The organism is Leucobacter albus, from assembly GCF_039528015.1.
GTDB lineage: Bacteria > Actinomycetota > Actinomycetes > Actinomycetales > Microbacteriaceae > Leucobacter > Leucobacter albus.
Genome location: NZ_BAAAKZ010000004.1, coordinates 20156 through 35780, shown reverse-complemented (window position 1 = coordinate 35780; position 15625 = coordinate 20156). Strand labels below are relative to the sequence as shown.

14 protein-coding genes are annotated in these 15625 nt (G+C 66.8%); 12 read left to right on the top strand and 2 right to left on the bottom strand.

Features of this window, described 5'->3' with window-relative positions:
* Positions 1–394: 394 nt before the first annotated feature.
* Genes dnaK through resB form a run of 9 tightly spaced genes read left to right on the top strand, consistent with a single transcriptional unit; the run spans position 395 to position 9216 of the window.
* On the top strand, positions 395–2257 hold the full coding sequence (gene dnaK, locus ABD115_RS07805; RefSeq protein ID WP_343959968.1) for a molecular chaperone DnaK: 1863 nt from the start codon (positions 395–397) through the stop codon (positions 2255–2257).
* Between the two features lie 2 nt (positions 2258–2259).
* Positions 2260–2913: a nucleotide exchange factor GrpE gene (locus tag ABD115_RS07800; RefSeq protein WP_343959965.1), complete on the top strand. Its 654-nt coding sequence runs from the start codon at positions 2260–2262 to the stop codon at positions 2911–2913.
* The gene (locus ABD115_RS07795; RefSeq protein WP_343959964.1) at positions 2906–3859 is read left to right on the top strand and encodes a DnaJ C-terminal domain-containing protein; all 954 of its coding nucleotides are present in this window, start codon (positions 2906–2908) and stop codon (positions 3857–3859) included. Before ABD115_RS07800 ends, ABD115_RS07795 begins: the two co-directional genes overlap by 8 nt.
* A gap of 35 nt (positions 3860–3894) precedes the next feature.
* Positions 3895–4314, top strand: a complete 420-nt coding sequence (locus ABD115_RS07790) for a heat shock protein transcriptional repressor HspR (protein ID WP_343959962.1) — start codon at positions 3895–3897, stop codon at positions 4312–4314.
* A complete protein-coding gene (locus tag ABD115_RS07785; RefSeq protein ID WP_343959960.1) occupies positions 4302–5477 on the top strand; it encodes a class I SAM-dependent methyltransferase in 1176 nt (391 codons plus the stop codon). Before ABD115_RS07790 ends, ABD115_RS07785 begins: the two co-directional genes overlap by 13 nt.
* Before the next feature lie 47 nt (positions 5478–5524).
* Positions 5525–6169, top strand: coding sequence for a histidine phosphatase family protein (locus ABD115_RS07780; RefSeq protein WP_343959958.1), 645 nt, complete (start codon positions 5525–5527; stop codon positions 6167–6169).
* Positions 6166–6792, top strand: a complete 627-nt coding sequence (locus ABD115_RS07775; RefSeq protein WP_343959956.1) for a TlpA family protein disulfide reductase — start codon at positions 6166–6168, stop codon at positions 6790–6792. The genes ABD115_RS07780 and ABD115_RS07775 overlap by 4 nt, the downstream gene beginning before the upstream one ends.
* Positions 6792–7565: a cytochrome c biogenesis CcdA family protein gene (locus ABD115_RS07770; RefSeq protein ID WP_343959954.1), complete on the top strand. Its 774-nt coding sequence runs from the start codon at positions 6792–6794 to the stop codon at positions 7563–7565. Before ABD115_RS07775 ends, ABD115_RS07770 begins: the two co-directional genes overlap by 1 nt.
* Positions 7549–9216 (top strand): cytochrome c biogenesis protein ResB, encoded by a 1668-nt coding sequence (gene resB, locus ABD115_RS07765; protein WP_343959952.1) that lies wholly within the window; start codon positions 7549–7551, stop codon positions 9214–9216. The genes ABD115_RS07770 and resB overlap by 17 nt, the downstream gene beginning before the upstream one ends.
* A 220-nt stretch (positions 9217–9436) precedes the next feature.
* Here the strand turns inward: resB and ABD115_RS07760 are convergent, their stop codons facing one another.
* Positions 9437–11200, bottom strand: coding sequence for a phospho-sugar mutase (locus ABD115_RS07760; protein WP_343959950.1), 1764 nt, complete (start codon positions 11198–11200; stop codon positions 9437–9439).
* A gap of 144 nt (positions 11201–11344) precedes the next feature.
* Here ABD115_RS07760 and ABD115_RS07755 point away from each other — a divergent pair, with 144 nt between their 5' ends.
* On the top strand, positions 11345–12715 hold the full coding sequence (locus ABD115_RS07755; RefSeq protein ID WP_343959948.1) for an NAD(P)/FAD-dependent oxidoreductase: 1371 nt from the start codon (positions 11345–11347) through the stop codon (positions 12713–12715).
* A gap of 49 nt (positions 12716–12764) precedes the next feature.
* Here the strand turns inward: ABD115_RS07755 and ABD115_RS07750 are convergent, their stop codons facing one another.
* On the bottom strand, positions 12765–13310 hold the full coding sequence (locus tag ABD115_RS07750) for an Lrp/AsnC family transcriptional regulator (RefSeq protein WP_343959945.1): 546 nt from the start codon (positions 13308–13310) through the stop codon (positions 12765–12767).
* A 167-nt stretch (positions 13311–13477) separates the two neighbouring features.
* Between ABD115_RS07750 and ABD115_RS07745 the strand changes: the two genes are divergently transcribed.
* Both ABD115_RS07745 and ABD115_RS07740 read left to right on the top strand, forming a co-directional pair.
* Entirely contained in the window at positions 13478–14395 is a 918-nt protein-coding gene (locus ABD115_RS07745; protein WP_343959942.1) for an ABC transporter permease, read from the top strand.
* A complete protein-coding gene (locus ABD115_RS07740; RefSeq protein WP_343959940.1) occupies positions 14392–15621 on the top strand; it encodes an ABC transporter permease in 1230 nt (409 codons plus the stop codon). The genes ABD115_RS07745 and ABD115_RS07740 overlap by 4 nt, the downstream gene beginning before the upstream one ends.
* Positions 15622–15625 lie beyond the last annotated feature (4 nt).

The following is a 15625-nucleotide window of genomic DNA, read 5'->3' as shown; positions in this document are numbered from 1 at the left end:
CTGCACTTCCCTCCGAGAGCAGCTACTTACCTCCCGAAACTTGTACCCGGCTCGGAGGCAAGTGCAGGGTTCGGTGCGGGCGCAGGGTTCGGTGCGGGCTCAGGGTTCGGTGCGGGCGCAGGGTTCGGCGCGGGCTCCGGCTCAGGCCCCTGGGCGCAGCCCCAGCGCTCAACCAGCCCCAGCCCCAGCCCGCCCCCCGCCCCAGCCCCAACCCCAGATGAACGAAACCTGAGAGTTGAGTGAACTCGGCTCAAGTTTGCCGCACCGAGCTTGACTCCCACTCCGACTCCGCTAAACTTGAGCGCAGAAGGCTCAACTTGCCGCAGGGCAAGAAAGTAGGGCCGCGAGAACCACCGGCGCGAGCCGCCGGTCCCGTACAACGCAAGGAGAACATATGTCACGTGCAGTAGGTATTGACCTCGGCACCACCAACTCGGTCGTCGCCGTTCTCGAGGGTGGCGAGCCCACCGTCATCGCGAACGCCGAAGGCTTCCGCACCACCCCGTCGATCGTCGCGTTCACGAAAGATGGCGAGGTGCTCGTCGGCGAGACCGCAAAGCGCCAGGCCGTCACGAACGTCGACCGCACCCTCGCTTCGGTCAAGCGCCACATGGGCACCGACTGGAAGAGCGATGACATCGACGGCAAGAAGTACACCGCGCAAGAGATCAGCGCGCGCACGCTCATGAAGCTGAAGCGCGACGCAGAGACCTATCTCGGCGACAAGGTCACCGACGCGGTCATCACCGTGCCCGCGTACTTCAACGACGCCGAGCGTCAGGCCACGAAGGAGGCCGGCGAGATCGCTGGCCTCAACGTGCTCCGCATCATCAACGAGCCCACCGCCGCAGCGCTTGCTTACGGCCTCGACAAGGGTAAGGAAGACGAGCTCATCCTCGTCTTCGACCTCGGTGGCGGTACCTTCGACGTCTCCCTCCTCGAGGTGGGCAAGGACGAAGACTTCTCGACCATTCAGGTTCGTTCGACCTCGGGCGACAACCGGCTCGGCGGCGACGACTGGGATGAGCGCGTCGTGAAGTGGCTGAGCGAGCAGTTCAAGAACTCGACCGGCGTCGACGTCTCGAAAGACAAGATTGCACTCCAGCGCCTGAAGGAGGCCGCTGAGCAGGCGAAGAAGGAGCTCTCGAACTCGATGAGCACCCAGATTCAGCTGCCCTACCTCTCGCTCACCGAGAACGGCCCGGCGAACCTCGACGAGACGCTCACCCGCGCGAAGTTCGAGGAGCTCACGAAAGATCTGCTCGAGCGCACCCGCAAGCCGTTCGAGGATGTCATCAAGGAAGCCGGCGTGAAGGTCGGCGACATCGCGCACGTTGTGCTCGTTGGTGGCTCGACCCGCATGCCCGCAGTCACCGAGCTCGTGAAGCAGCTCACCGGTGGTCGCGAGCCGAACAAGGGCGTGAACCCCGATGAGGTTGTCGCCGTTGGTGCAGCCCTCCAGGCTGGCGTGCTGAAGGGCGAGCGCAAGGACGTTCTGCTCATCGACGTCACCCCGCTGTCGCTCGGTATCGAGACCAAGGGTGGCATCATGACGAAGCTCATCGAGCGCAACACGGCTATCCCGACGAAGCGCTCTGAAACGTTCACCACGGCCGAAGACAACCAGCCTTCGGTTGCGATTCAGGTCTTCCAGGGCGAGCGCGAGTTCACCCGCGACAACAAGAACCTCGGAACGTTCGAGCTGACCGGCATCGCACCGGCGCCGCGCGGCGTGCCCCAGGTCGAGGTCACCTTCGACATCGACGCCAACGGCATCGTGCAGGTGTCGGCAAAGGACAAGGGCACCGGCACCGAGCAGACGATCACCATCTCGGGTGGCTCGACGCTCTCGAAGGACGACATCGAGCGCATGGTGCGCGAGGCTGAAGAGCACGCGGCCGACGACAAGAAGCGTCGCGAGGCAGCTGAGCAGCGCAACAACGCTGAGCAGCTCGCGTACTCGGTCGAGAAGCTCATCTCGGAGAACGAAGACAAGCTCCCTGAGGATGTCAAGACCGAGGTGCAGGGCGACCTCGACGCGCTCAAGACCGCGCTCGCCGGCGAGGACGACGATGCGGTGAAGACCGCGTTCGACAAGCTGAGCGCGAGCCAGCAGAAGCTCGGCGAGGCGATCTACGCGCAGTCGCAGGAAACACCCGAGGCCGGGGCAGAGAACGCGGAGTCAAACGATGACGACGTGGTCGACGCAGAGGTCGTTGAAGACGACGAGAACGGCGCAACCGAGGAGCAGAAGTAACCATGGCGAACGAGGAACATCTGGGCGACGACCAGCCGTTGGGCGATGTTCCGGCGGGCCAGGCTGACGAAGCATCGCAGGCCGATGCTTCGTCGGCCCCCGGGGCGGAGGGAACCCCCTCCGCTTCCGGGCCGGAAGGCGACGACCTGACGGTAGACGACATTCTGGGCGCGGCGCAGACCGAGGCCGCCGCGGGGGCAGACGCCGCCGCAGCCGAGGCAGCAGCTGAAGCAGGCGAAGAGAACCCCTACCTGGAGGATCTTCGCCGCCTCACCGCCGAGTATGCGAACTACCGCAAGCGCACCGAGGCGAACGTCGAGCTCGATAAGCAGCGCGCGAAGGCTTCGGTCGTCGTGCAGTTGCTGTCGGTACTTGACGACCTCGACCGTGCCGAGCAGCACGGTGACCTCGAAGAGGGCAGCGCATTCGCAACTATCGCGCAGAAGCTTCGCGCGAGCCTCGAACGGCTCGGCGTCGAGAGCTTCGGCGAGAAGGGCGAGCCTTTTGACCCGCAGGTGCACGAGGCAATTGCTCAGGTACCGGTTCCCGGCACCGAGCAGCACACTGTGCTTGACGTAGTCGAGCGGGGCTATCGCATCGGAGATGTTGAGCTGCGCCCCGCCAAGGTAGCGGTGGCGGTGGGAGCTGATGGCTAGTCAAGACTGGTTAGATAAAGATTTCTACCGCACGCTCGGCATCTCCAAAGACGTCGACGATGCCGAACTGAAGAAGGTCTACCGCAAGCTCGCGCGCAAGTATCACCCGGATTCGAACCCGAATGATGCGGCGGCCGAGGCGAAGTTCAAGGAGATCAGCGAGGCCTATTCGGTGCTCTCCGATAGGGAGCAGCGCTCGGAGTACGACCAGATTCGAGCGATGGGCGCAGGCGGCGCGAGGTTCACCTCGGGCGGCCAGGGCGGCCAGGGCTTCGAAGACGTCTTCGGCGGCATGTTCGGCGGCGGCCACGGCGGCAGGAACACGCAGTACACGTTCCAGCAGGGCGGCTACGACGACATCTTCAACATGTTCGGCGGCGGGGCCCAGCGCGGCCCGCAAAAGGGTCGCGACGTGAACGCAACCACGACGATCGACTTCGAGACTGCGGTGAGTGGCGATACCGTCACGCTGCAGACCTCGAACGGCAACGTCAAGGTGAAGATCCCTGCCGGCGTCTCGAACGGCCAGAAGATTCGCATCAGGGGCAAGGGCGAGCCCGGCCAGGCAGGCACCCCTGCCGGTGACCTCATGCTCACCGTCACGGTGCGTAAGCACCCGGTGTTTGAGCGTGACGGGTTGAACCTGAAGCTCAAGCTGCCTGTGACCTTCACAGAGGCGGCGCTCGGCGCTACCGTTGAGGTACCGACGCTCGGTGGCGACACCGTGCGGCTCAAGGTGCAGCCAGGCACGCCGAGCGGCCGGGTGCTGCGCGTGAAGGGCCGCGGCGTGAAAACCTCGAAGGGCACGGGAGACCTGCTCGCCGAGGTGCAGGTGGCGGTGCCAAGCCACCTGAGCGACGCGGCGCGCGAGGCGCTCGAGGCGTTTCAGCAGGTCGAGCCGCAGGAGAACCCGCGCGACGACCTGTTCGCCAGGGCGCGCGGTTAGCAGACAACAAACGAGAACGGTGTAGGGGAGGGGTCATGGCAAACGTGCAGATGGACAGGTTCACACCGGTGTTTGCGATCGCTGCCGCCTCTGAACTCGCCGAGATGCACCCGCAGACGCTGCGGCAGTACGACCGTATTGGGCTCGTAGTGCCGCAGCGTACCAGCGGCAACACCAGGCGCTATTCGCTGTATGACGTGCACCGGCTGCGCGAGGTTGCCAGGCTGTCGGCCGAGGGGCTGAGCCTCGAGGGCATTCGCCGCGTGCTGACGCTCGAAGACCGGGTGCGCGAGCTCGAAGAACAGGTGCACGAGCTCGAGCGCGCGCTGTCAGACGAGCTGCTGAAGCGACCCGACAGGCGCGTGTTTGCCGCGGGCGCTGGCGGCGAGGTGGTGACCCTGCGGCGGGGCACCCGGGTGCGCCGCAACGCCGAGGTCGTGGTGTGGAAGCCATAGCAGCCGAGCTCGAGGAGTTTTGCAGCACGCTCACCCGCGAACCCGATTTCGATGCGGCTGAGCTGCGCGCTTACGACACCGCCGACCTGCTCGCGCTCACGACCGCCGCCGAGCGAATCCGCGGCGCCCAGCCGGGCACTGTCGTCACCGTCGGCGACCGGCACGGCGCGCTGACGCTCGGCGCGGCGGCCGTGCTTGGTGCGACGGGTGTTCGCGCATATCAGGATCCGCTGCTCGCCGAGCGCGCGCTCGCGCAGAACGCCGCCCGCCTCGACCTCGCCGGCAGCTACTCGGCCGAGCCGCTTGGCGAGACGCTGCTCGCGGGGGCCGAGACCGTGCTCGTGCAGCTGCCGCGCGGCCTTGAGGCGCTCGAAGAGATCGCCTGGAAGATTGCCCGCTTCGCCCCACCCGACGTGCGGGTGTTCGCCGCTGGCCGGGTCAAACACATGACGCTGGCTCAGAACGAGGTGCTCGCGAAATACTTTGGCGAGGTCGCCGCCGGCCTCGGCTGGCGAAAGTCGAGGGTGGTGCAGGCCGCCGGCCCGACGCCGCAGTTTGCCGGCGCAGAACCGCCGTTTCCGAAGTGGGGCGCAGACCGCGAGCTCCCGTTCGGCCTCGCGGCTTTCGGGGCGACGTTCGGCGGTACGAAGCTCGACCACGGGAGCCGGTTGCTGCTCAGCACCTTCGCCGCCGGTCAGGGCCGCGATGCGTGGGGCGGATCGCCGGGGCGCACACACATCTTCGACCTTGGTTGCGGCAGCGGCGTGCTGGCCGTCTCGGCGGCGCTCGCCCTTCCCTCAGCGGCGGTGATTGCGAGCGACCAGTCTGACGCGGCCGTGCGGTCAACGGCGCTCACGGCCGGCGCGGCCGGTGTCGCCGGGCGCGTCGCGATCCACCGCGCAGACGGCGCCGAGGCGGTCGCCGACGGCTGGGCAGATCTCGTGCTCCTCAACCCGCCCTTTCACACGGGTGCGACGGTGCACGCCGGCGTCGGCCAGCGGCTCATTCGCGATTGCGCGCGGGTGCTGCGCCCCGGCGGCGAGCTGCGCATCGTCTTCAATTCGCACCTCGGCTACCGGCCGTTGCTCGAGCAGGCGATCGGCCCCGTGCGGCAGCTCGCGCGCGACGCGACGTTCACCGTGCTCTCGGTCACACGGCGCTAGCGCAGTAGCCACCGAACTCCCAGGCAGGCGAAGCCTAGAATAAGGGTGTGAGCGATAAACTCTTGCACTTGGTGCGCCACGGGGAGGTTCATAACCCCGATCTCGTGTTGTACGGCCGAATCCCCGGGTTCCGCCTCTCCGAGCGCGGTCACGCGATGGCTGAGGCCGCCGCGCTCGAGCTCGCGGGCAGCGACCGCAAGGTCGTCGCGCTGTACGCGTCGCCGCTCGAGCGGGCCCAGCAGTCTGCGCGCCCGATCGCGAGCGCGCTCGGGCTCGAGATTCAGACGGAGGATCGCATCATCGAGCCGACGAACTTCTTCGAGGGCAAGGTGAACTCCGGGCCAGATGCGGCGTTCAAGAAGCCGCGCTACTGGTACAAATTTGTGAATCCCTTCCGCCCGAGTTGGGGGGAGCCGTACCGGCAGGTTGCCGCGCGCGTGCGCGAGGCAATGAACGACGCGTGGGACAACACGCAGGGCGGCGACATCGTGATGGTCGCCCATCAGTCACCCATCTGGATGGCCCACCTCGATATCGCGGGCAAGCCGCTGTTTCACAACCCGGCGACCAGGCGCTGCGATCTGTCGAGCATCACGACCTTTGAGCGCCGCGGCAACCGCTGGTTCGAGGTCGACTACCGCAACCCCGCGAAGTCGCTCATGGGCGACGCGACTGACGTAGGAGCAGTATGACGACGCGCCGCATCGCAGCCGTGACCGCTGCTGCCGCCGCCATTGCCATCGGGCTTGTCGGCTGCAGCACGAACGAAAGCGACACCCTCTCCTCGCAGTGGCAAGAGGGGAGCGACAAGGGGTATGTCGCCGGCGACGGCTCATCGGCCTCGTTCCCGGCGAGCGATCGCGGCGACGCGGTCGAGTTTGGCGGCGAGACAGAGTTCGGCAATCAGCTCGGCTCGGCCGACACGCTCGGCAGCGTTACTGTCGTGAACTTTTGGTACGCCGGCTGCCCGCCGTGCCGCGCTGAGGCTCCTGATCTCGTCGAGGCGTATGACGAATTCGCGCCGCAGGGCGTGAAGTTTGTCGGGGTGAATACCCGTGACCAGGCCGCTCAGGCGCAGCAGTTCGGCGTGGAGTTTGGCATTGAGTACGAGTCGATTCTCGACAACCCGGGGGGCCGCTCGGTGCAGCGCGCCTTCGCTGGGCAGATTCCGCTGAACGCCGTGCCGACGACGTTGATTCTCGACACCGAGGGGCGCATCGCGCACACGGTCGTCGGTCAGCTCGCCGGTGCGTCGCAGCTGCGCACGCTCATCACGGAGACGCTCGAAGAGCAGCCCGCCGCGGGCAAGAACTGATGGGGATCTCTGAGATCATCGCCGACGGGCAGCTGCTCGTTGCGATGGGAATCGCGCTCGCCGCGGGTCTCGTCTCGTTCCTGTCGCCCTGCGTGCTGCCGCTCATTCCCGGCTACCTAGCGTATGTCTCGGGCATCGCCGGCACGTCGAGCCCGAACGCGGCCGACCCGAAGGCCGCGGGCAAGCGCGAGCGCAACCGCATGGTGCTCGGTTCCGTGCTGTTCGTGCTTGGGTTCGCCGTCGTGTTCGTGGTGCTGCTCACGCTCTCGGGCGCGATTGGCGCTAGCCAGTGGTACCTCGACTGGCAAGACGTCATCTTGCGCGTTATGGGCGTCGTCGTGATCGTCATGGGCCTCGTGTTCATGGGAGTGTTCTCGCGCTTTCAGCGCACCACGCGGTTGAAGTTCAGCCCGCGGGTTGGGCTCGCTGGCGCGCCGTTTCTCGGCATCGTGTTCGCGATTGGGTGGGCGCCGTGCCTCGGCCCGACGATTGGCACCGTCAGCCTGCTCGCGATGCAGCAGGGCTCGGTGGGGCGCGCGGCGCTGCTCGCACTCGTGTACACGCTCGGCCTCGGCATTCCGTTTGTGCTCGCGGCGTTTGGCTTCGGCTGGATGACGCAGACGATGACGTTCTTCAAGCGCCACATCCGCACGGTGAACATCGTCGGCGGCGTGATTCTCATTATTCTCGGCATCCTCATGGTCTCAGGGCTGTGGGGTCTCATCATGAGCGAACTCCAGGTGGTGATTGGCGGCTATGTCACGCCCCTCTGATTACGATGACGGATCGGGCCTCCCGGCCCCGGTCACGAGCCCCGAGCTCGGCATCACCGGCTGGTTCCGGTGGTTCTGGCGGCAGCTCACGAGCATGCGCGTCGCGCTGATCCTGCTGCTGTTGCTCGCCGTGGCGGCGATCCCCGGTTCGCTGGTGCCGCAGCGCGGCGCCGACCCCAACGGCGTCATCCAGTACGAAAAAGACAACCCGACGCTGTTCAAGATTCTCGACGCGTTCCCGATTCAGGCCTTCGACGTCTACGGCTCGGTGTGGTTCTCGGCGATCTACCTGCTGCTGTTCATCTCGTTGATCGGCTGCGTGCTGCCGCGCATCAAGCATCACTGGCAGGCCTGGCGCGGCAAGCCCCCGAAGACCCCGGCGCGGCTCAACCGCATGGCGGGCTTCTCCGAGATTCGGGTGACGAACGAAAACGCGACCGAGGAGGAGCGCCTCGCGTTCGCGAACGCTGCGGTCGAGTCTGCGGCGGCCATGCTGCGCCGGCAGCGCTACCGCGTGCAGGTGCAGAAGGCAGCGCATCGTGGCGTCGCCGAGGTTTCGGTGTCGTCGGAGCGCGGGTACCTGCGCGAGACGGGCAACCTATTGTTTCACGTCGCGCTGCTCGGCGTGCTCGTGTGCGTCGGGCTCGGCAGCGCTTTTACCTTCAACGGCCAGCGCGTGCTCTACGAGGGCGAGAGCTATGTCAACCAGCTCATCGACTACGACTCGGCGACCGCTGGCCGGGCGTTCAAATCTGACACGCTCGAGCCGTTCGCGCTGAGGCTCGAGGACCTCGAGGTGAACTACATCACCCCAGACGACCCCGATGCGAGCCGCAACTCCATCGGTCAGGTGCGCGAGTTCATCGCTCGCATGACGCTCACGAGCCCCGCGGGCGAGGAGAGCAAGGAAGAGATCAGGGTGAACCACCCGCTGCGGGTGCACGGCTCGCCGATCTATTTGCTCGCGAACGGCTACGCACCGAAAATCGTGATTCGAAACGCGGCAGACGAGGTCGTCTTCGACGAGTCTGTCGTGTTCATTCCGCAGGGCGCCGACCCAAACCTCACCTCGCTCGGCGTGGTGAAGGTGCTCAACGGGCTCACCGATGAGACGGGGGAGCCTGCCCAGCTAGGCCTGCGCGGCTTCTTCTACCCGACGCAGACGGAGCTCGAGTCGGGTGCCTACACCTCGAACTACCCCGACCTTGAGAACCCCGTGCTCACGCTCGATGCGTTCATGGGCGACCTCGGCGTCGACGACGGGGTGCCGCAGTCGGTGTACTCGCTCGAGACGGGCAAGATGGAGCAGCTCACGGGCCGCGCCATTGAGAAGCCCTCGATCGAGCTACGGCCGGGAGACACCGCCGAGCTGCCGCGCGGGTTGGGCACGGTGACCTTCGAGGCTGCGCCGCGCTACGCCTCGTTCGACGTGATGCAGAACCCGTTCCAGATCGGCATTCTCATCTTCGCGCTACTGTCGCTCGGCGGGCTGCTGTGGTCGCTGTTTGTGCCGCGGCGCAGGCTGTGGGTGAAGGCGATTCCGACAGCCGACGGCGTCGTGCTGCAGTACGCGGGCCTCGCACGCGGCGACGACCCGGCCCTCGACCGGGCCGTGGAAGAGCTGCGCGAGGCGCACCGCGAGGCGCTGTAGGCCTGCCGGGTGGCGGGTGCTGCCGGGCGCCGGGTGGCGGGTGCTGCCGGGCGCCGGGGCGCTGCAGAAACGCAGCAGATCTGCGCTCCCAAGCCCCGATGCGCCGGCCCCGGGCCGTGTGAGTGCAGATCACCGATCTAGCGCAGCGCGCCCGGCGCGGCACCCAGCACCCGGCACCCAGCACCCGGCACCCAGCACCCAGCACCCAGCACCCCAGCAACTACCCCTGCAGCCCCTCCAAGAATGCAGTGACGTCGCTCTCAAGCTCCCTGAGCGCGCGCTCGGCGGCGGCGCGGCGCTTTGAGGCCTTGCCCTTCTCGCTGAACGTGTCGAGGTAGAGCTTCAGCTTGGGCTCGGTGCCGCTCGGGCGAATCATCACGCGCGAGCCGTCTGCGAGGTCGTAGCGCAGCACGTTTGCGGGCACCTCGGCGAGGCCGGGCTCGAGCAGGTCGGCGCTCGATTGCACGGCGCGCACGCCAAACGCGGTCGGCGGAGCGGTGCGAATCTTGGCCGCGAGCTCCGAAGCAGCGGCCATCGAGTCGAGCCGCAGAGTGATCTGGCTGCTCGCGAAGTGCCCGAACCGGTCGGTCGCCTCTTCGAGCAGGCCCCAGATGTCGGTGCCGCGGCCCTTGGCCCAGCGCGCCATGGCAATGGCGTCGGCGCCGGCCGAGATGCCGTCTTTGTCGAGCACGACGTGGGGCTGGGTGAGGTAGCCGAGGGCCTCCTCGAACCCGAACACGAGGTTCGGCACCCGCGAGACCCATTTGAAGCCCGAGAGGGTTTCGGCGTAGTCGAGCCCGTAGTCTTTCGCGACCGCGCTCAGGGCTGGTGACGAGACGATCGTGCACGCGAGCGTGCCGGTGAGAGGCACCTTGCGCTCCTCGGCGTCTTGCATCGCCCGCTCGGCGGCGCGCCAGCCGAGCAGCAGCCCGAGCTCATTGCCGGTGAGTCGCCGGTAGCCAGACTCCTCGTCGAGGTGCGGCAGGGCGACGGCGAGGCGATCGGCGTCGGGGTCGTGCGCGATGATGAGCTCCGCGCCGATCTCCCGAGCGGTGCGAAACGCGAGATCGAGCGCGCCCGGCTCCTCGGGGTTCGGAAAGTCGACGGTCGGAAAGTTGCCGTCTGGCTCGTGCTGCTCGGGCACCGGGGTCGGCAGCGGCAGGCCGCTCGCGAGCAGCACGCGGTTCGATAGCTCGGCGCCGACGCCGTGCATTGCGGTGTACACGATGCGCAGCGGCACCTCGGTGTTCAGCGTGCGGCCGTCGTGGGTGACCGGGAAGCCGGCGAGCAGCGACGACGCGGTGCGCGTGACGTAGGTGTCGGCGATGTCGGGCCCGGCGAGCGCGTACTCGGTGCTGCGCGGCAGCTCGGCCACGGGCCCGGTCGCCGCGATGTCGATGAGGGCCGCGATGGCGCTGTCGTCTGGCGGCACGATCTGCGAGCCAGCGTCGGCATCGCCGAGGTAGACCTTGTAGCCGTTGTCGCGCGGCGGGTTGTGGCTCGCCGTGACCATGATGCCGGCGGAGGCGTCGAGGTGTCGCACCGCGAAGGCGACGAGTGGGGTCGGCCCGTGCTCGGGCAGCAGCGTCACCCGCACGCCGGCGCCGGCCATGATCTCTGCGGCGTCGCGGGCGAACACATCGGAGTTCACGCGGGCGTCGTAGCCGATCACGACGGAGGGGGGAGAGCTGGTCTCGCCGCGGGCCGCCCGGGCGAGCAGGAACGCCGCGAACCCGGCGCTGGTCTGCGAGACGACGACGCGGTTCATGCGCGCCGGGCCGGCACCCAGTCGGCCGCGGAGCCCGGCGGTGCCGAAGGCGAGGCGGCCCGCGAAGGCCTCCGCGAGCTCGGCAGCTGCGGGCTCATCACCGGCCGAAGCCTGCGCGATCCACCGCTCGGCCTCGGCCTGAGTCACCGGGTCAATATCGTGCGCCGCCCAATTGCGCGCGCGCTGAAGCAGAGCCTCGAGCTCATTGAGTGCCATCGCGCCCTCCACAGTTGATTCGTATTATTCGACAGTTCAAGCTACCACCGTGTGCGAGAAATGGCCGGTATCGTACTCGGCAAGCTGAATGACGGTTGCCGGCGGGTATCGTTGTCGGGGAGCGCACGCGACGAAGGATTGGGCATGATCAACGGGCAGGTATCGCACTGGTGGGAGCAGCTGGGGCAGCCGCAACCGCGCCCAGAGCTGCCGGGTAACCTCTCCGCAGACGTCGCGATCGTCGGCGCTGGCTACACCGGCCTGTGGGCGGCCTACTACCTGAAGAAGGCGCAGCCCGGCCTACGCATTCTCGTCGTCGAGGAGCGGCACGCGGGCTTCGGCGCCTCGGGGCGCAACGGTGGGTGGCTCACGAACTCGGTCACCGGCGGGCGCGAGCAGTACGTCGCCAGGCACGGCCGCGACGCCGCAGAGCGCTTTCAGCGCGCGATGAATGACACGGTCGCGGAGGTGCTCAGCGTCGCACGCAGGGAGCGGATCGACGCCGACGCCGTGCAGGGCGGCGAGTTCAACGTTGCGTACACGCCAGCGCAAGAGCGGCGGATCCGCGACTTCGCAGCCTCCGAACAGCGCTGGCGGCACACCGACCTCGAGCTGCTCGAGGCCGAGCATGCGCGCGAGCGCATCAATATCGCCGGCACCCGTGCTGCGGTGTGGCACCCGCACGCCGCCAGGATCCAGCCGGCGAAGCTCGCCGCCGGGCTCGCGCGCGCCGTCGAGCGGCTCGGCGTCGCGATCTACGAGCGCACCCGCGTCGTCGAGATCCACCCGCACGAGCTGCAAACCACGCACGGCACCGTCACCGCCGACTACATTGTTCGCGCGACCGAGGGGTTTACCGCGAATTTTAAGAGTCTGCACCGGCTGTGGCTGCCGATGAACTCATCGCTGATTGCGACCGAGCCGCTCGCTCCCGACGTGTGGGGCGAGATCGGCTGGGAGGGGCGCGAGGTGCTCGGCGATTTCGCGCACGTCTACATGTACGCGCAGCGCACCGCCGACGACCGCATCGCCATCGGTGGCCGCGGCGTGCCCTACCGGTTCGGCTCGCGCACCGACACCGACGGCACGACGGCGGCATCAACGGTGCGCACGCTCAGCGAGATCTTGCACAGGTTCTTCCCGGCGACGAGCGGCGCCCGCATCGACCACGCCTGGTCTGGCGTGCTCGGGGTGCCGCGCGACTGGGCGGCGACGGTGGGGCTCGACCGGCAGACCGGCATCGCCTGGGGCGGCGGCTACGTCGGCACCGGCGTCACCGCCACGAACCTTGCCGGGCGCACCATCACCGATCTCATTCTCGAGCGAGACTCAGAGCTCACCACGCTGCCGTGGGTGAACCACCGCGTGCGCCAGTGGGAGCCAGAGCCGCTCAGGTGGGTCGCGACACACGGTCTCTACGCGGCATACGGCCTCGCAGATGCGGCTGAGCTGCGCGGCAGGAAGACGACGTCGCCGATCGCGCGCATCGCCGACGTGATCACGGGGCGCGCGTAGCCCGGCTAGGCCCCTAGCACCCATAGCGCCGCCGGGGCGGCCGAAGCAGCTAGCGTCGCTTCTCAGCGCTCGCCTGCGGGTGGGCGCGGCTGCGCACGAAGCGGGTGACCCCGACGGCCGGGGTCTCTGTCTCGGCGGTGTTGCGGGCCGCCGGAATGTCGGAGGTGAACCAGTCTTCGTCCATGAGAAACACGGTCTCGGTCGACTCGATCGATTGCCACTGTGCGAGCTCGAACGAGACGAGCGTGTGAATGCCGGCGACGTCGGCGGAGCGCACGAGCAGCATGCAATCGTGTTCGCCTGTGGTGACCGCGTAGTACTCGAGCTCGGGAATGTGTCTGAGCCCCTCGAGAAACTCGTCCCAGAGCCGCTGCTTGATCGTCACGAACACGAGTGCCGCGATGCCGAGGCCGACGGCTGGTGGCGAGATGCGGGCGCCGAAGCCGGTGATGACGCCCGCGTCGATGAGGCGCTCGAGCCGCTGGTAGGCGTTCGAGCGGCTGATGCCGAGGCGCTCGGCGAGCGCGTTGATTGAGATTCGCCCCTCTGCGCGCAGCAGTTCGATCATCTGGCGGTGAATGTCGTCGAGTTCCACTTCGTCTCCTTTGACGGGGGCTTTGAATTCGTGCGCGGGACGAATTGTAATATTATGAGCATTCTTTGAATACATAATATTCCACCTCAGTGGCAGATTTGCACTGACAGTGGGTAGTAGACATAAGATACCGTCATTCTGTCCGTAAGAAGCCCGAGGAAGTGCGAATGGCTCGATATGTGGTGAAGCGCGTCCTTTTCATGTTCGCCGCGCTGCTGGTGATCGCGACCATCACCTTCTTTATGATGCATGCGATTCCGGGCGGCCCGTTCACCTCCGACCGCAACCTGCCGCCCGATGTCGAGGCTGCGCTGCGCGACAAGTACCGGCTCGACGACCCGATTCTCGTGCAGTACGGCAACTACATGCTCGGCCTCTTCAGGCTCGATTTCGGCCCGTCGTTCAAGTACGAGGGCATGCAGGTCAACGACCTCATCGCCGCCGGCTTTCCCGTATCTGCGCAGCTCGGCCTCGTGACGATGGCGTTCGCCCTCGCGATCGCGCTGCCAATGGGCATCATGGCCGCCCTGAAGAACGGCAAGTGGCAAGACGTCGTCACGATGGTGCTTGCGACAATCGGTGTCGCGCTGCCCTCGTTCGTGATCGCGACGCTGCTGATGTACGTGTTCTCGCTGAAGCTCGGCGTGCTGCCTGCCTTCGGCCTCGACTCGCCGCAGGCGTTCATTATGCCGGTGATCGCCGGGGCGGGCTTCGCGCTCGCCTTCATCGCGCGGCTCGTGCGCGCCAGCCTGCTCGAGGAGCTCGGCCGCGACTACATTCGCACCGCGAAGGCGAAGGGGCTGAAGCCGAGCGTTATCGTCGTGAAGCACGCCCTGCGCAACGCGCTCATTCCCGTGCTCGCGATTCTCGGCCCGACGCTCGCCGGCCTCATCACCGGCTCGTTTGTCATCGAGAAGATCTTCGCGATCCCCGGTCTCGGACAGCAGTTCGTGAACTCGATCAGCAACCGTGACTACACGGCCATCATGGGCGTCACCGTGTTCTACGCGGCGATTCTCATCACGATGATGTTCCTCATCGACATCCTGTACAGCCTCATCGACCCGAGGATCAGGCTCAAGTGACGGAGAACCAGCACCCCATGACGCGATCCACCGACCCCGCGGCAACCGACCCAGCGGCAACCGCCCCCGTGGTCACCGCAACCGACCCGTGGGCGCCGCTGCCCAAGGGCACGATTTCCAAAGAGGCGCTGTCGCGGCCGAGCCAGTCGTTCGCCCGCGCGACGATCTCGAGCTTCCTGCGCACGCCGCTCGCCGTCTTCGGCGTCATTGTCGTGCTGCTCATGACGCTGCTCGCCGTGTTCGGGCCGATGCTGTCGCCGCACACGTACGACAGGCAGAACCTCGCCTACGTCAACCTGCCGCCCACCATGAAGGTGAGCGAGGCAGACGGCCGGTTCTTCTACGCGACCCAAAACCTGAAGGTCGTTGAGCTCTCGGCAGACGGAAGGCTCGTTGGCGCGATCGACGGCGGCGTCGAAGACCCGGTGAAGAAGCGCGTGAACTTCGAGCTCGGTTCGAACACCCTGACGCTCGACTACAAGGCCAAGCCCGCGCGCTTTCTTTACGACGGCCAGCCCGTCACGAACACGCAGCAGATGTGGAACAGCGAGCACGTGCTCGGCACCGACGGCCTCGGCCGCGACATTCTCACCAGGCTCATGTTCGGCATGCGCATCTCGCTGACGATCGCGGTCATCGCGATGGCGGTGAACCTGCTGATCGGCGTCGCCTACGGCGGCATCTCTGGCTACTTCTCGGGCAACGTCGACGCGGTGATGATGCGCATCGTCGACATCGTGAGCACTATCCCGCTGATTCTCTACGTCGTGCTCATTCAGGTGCTGCTCGCGAACTCCGGCGGCTTCTTGAGCATTGTGATCGCGCTGAGTACCGTCTATTGGGTCGATATGGCGCGCGTGGTGAGAGGCCAGGTGCTGACCGTGCGCGAGCAGGAGTTCGTGCACGCCGCGCGCACCCTCGGCACGGGCAACGCCAAGATTCTCGGCAAGCACATCATTCCGCACGTTACCGGGTCGATCGTCGTGACCGCGACGATGCTCATTCCCTCGGCAATCTTCATCGAGGCGTTTATGAGCTTCATCGGGCTCGGTGTTGCACCGCCCATGGCGAGCCTCGGAACGATGGCGAACGACGCGCTCGCGACGCTGCGCTCCTCGCCGTATCAGCTGTTCATTCCGGCGGCCGCGATCTGCGTGCTGATGTTCGCGTTCAATTTCATCGGCGACGGCCTGCGCGACGCCCTCGACCCCAAGCAGCGGAGGTAGCGGC

Bases quoted from the DNA above. Each gene is read 5' to 3' on its own strand.
- resB (WP_343959952.1), top strand. From the start codon at position 7,549: ATGTCACGCCCCTCTGATTACGATGACGGATCGGGCCTCCCGGCCCCG.
- ABD115_RS07795 (WP_343959964.1), top strand. From the start codon at position 2,906: ATGGCTAGTCAAGACTGGTTAGATAAAGATTTCTACCGCACGCTCGGC.
- ABD115_RS07800 (WP_343959965.1), top strand. From the start codon at position 2,260: ATGGCGAACGAGGAACATCTGGGCGACGACCAGCCGTTGGGCGATGTT.
- ABD115_RS07755 (WP_343959948.1), top strand. From the start codon at position 11,345: ATGATCAACGGGCAGGTATCGCACTGGTGGGAGCAGCTGGGGCAGCCG.
- ABD115_RS07775 (WP_343959956.1), top strand. From the start codon at position 6,166: ATGACGACGCGCCGCATCGCAGCCGTGACCGCTGCTGCCGCCGCCATT.
- ABD115_RS07770 (WP_343959954.1), top strand. From the start codon at position 6,792: ATGGGGATCTCTGAGATCATCGCCGACGGGCAGCTGCTCGTTGCGATG.
- ABD115_RS07790 (WP_343959962.1), top strand. From the start codon at position 3,895: ATGGCAAACGTGCAGATGGACAGGTTCACACCGGTGTTTGCGATCGCT.
- dnaK (WP_343959968.1), top strand. From the start codon at position 395: ATGTCACGTGCAGTAGGTATTGACCTCGGCACCACCAACTCGGTCGTC.
- ABD115_RS07760 (WP_343959950.1), bottom strand. From the start codon at position 11,200: ATGGCACTCAATGAGCTCGAGGCTCTGCTTCAGCGCGCGCGCAATTGG.
- ABD115_RS07745 (WP_343959942.1), top strand. From the start codon at position 13,478: ATGGCTCGATATGTGGTGAAGCGCGTCCTTTTCATGTTCGCCGCGCTG.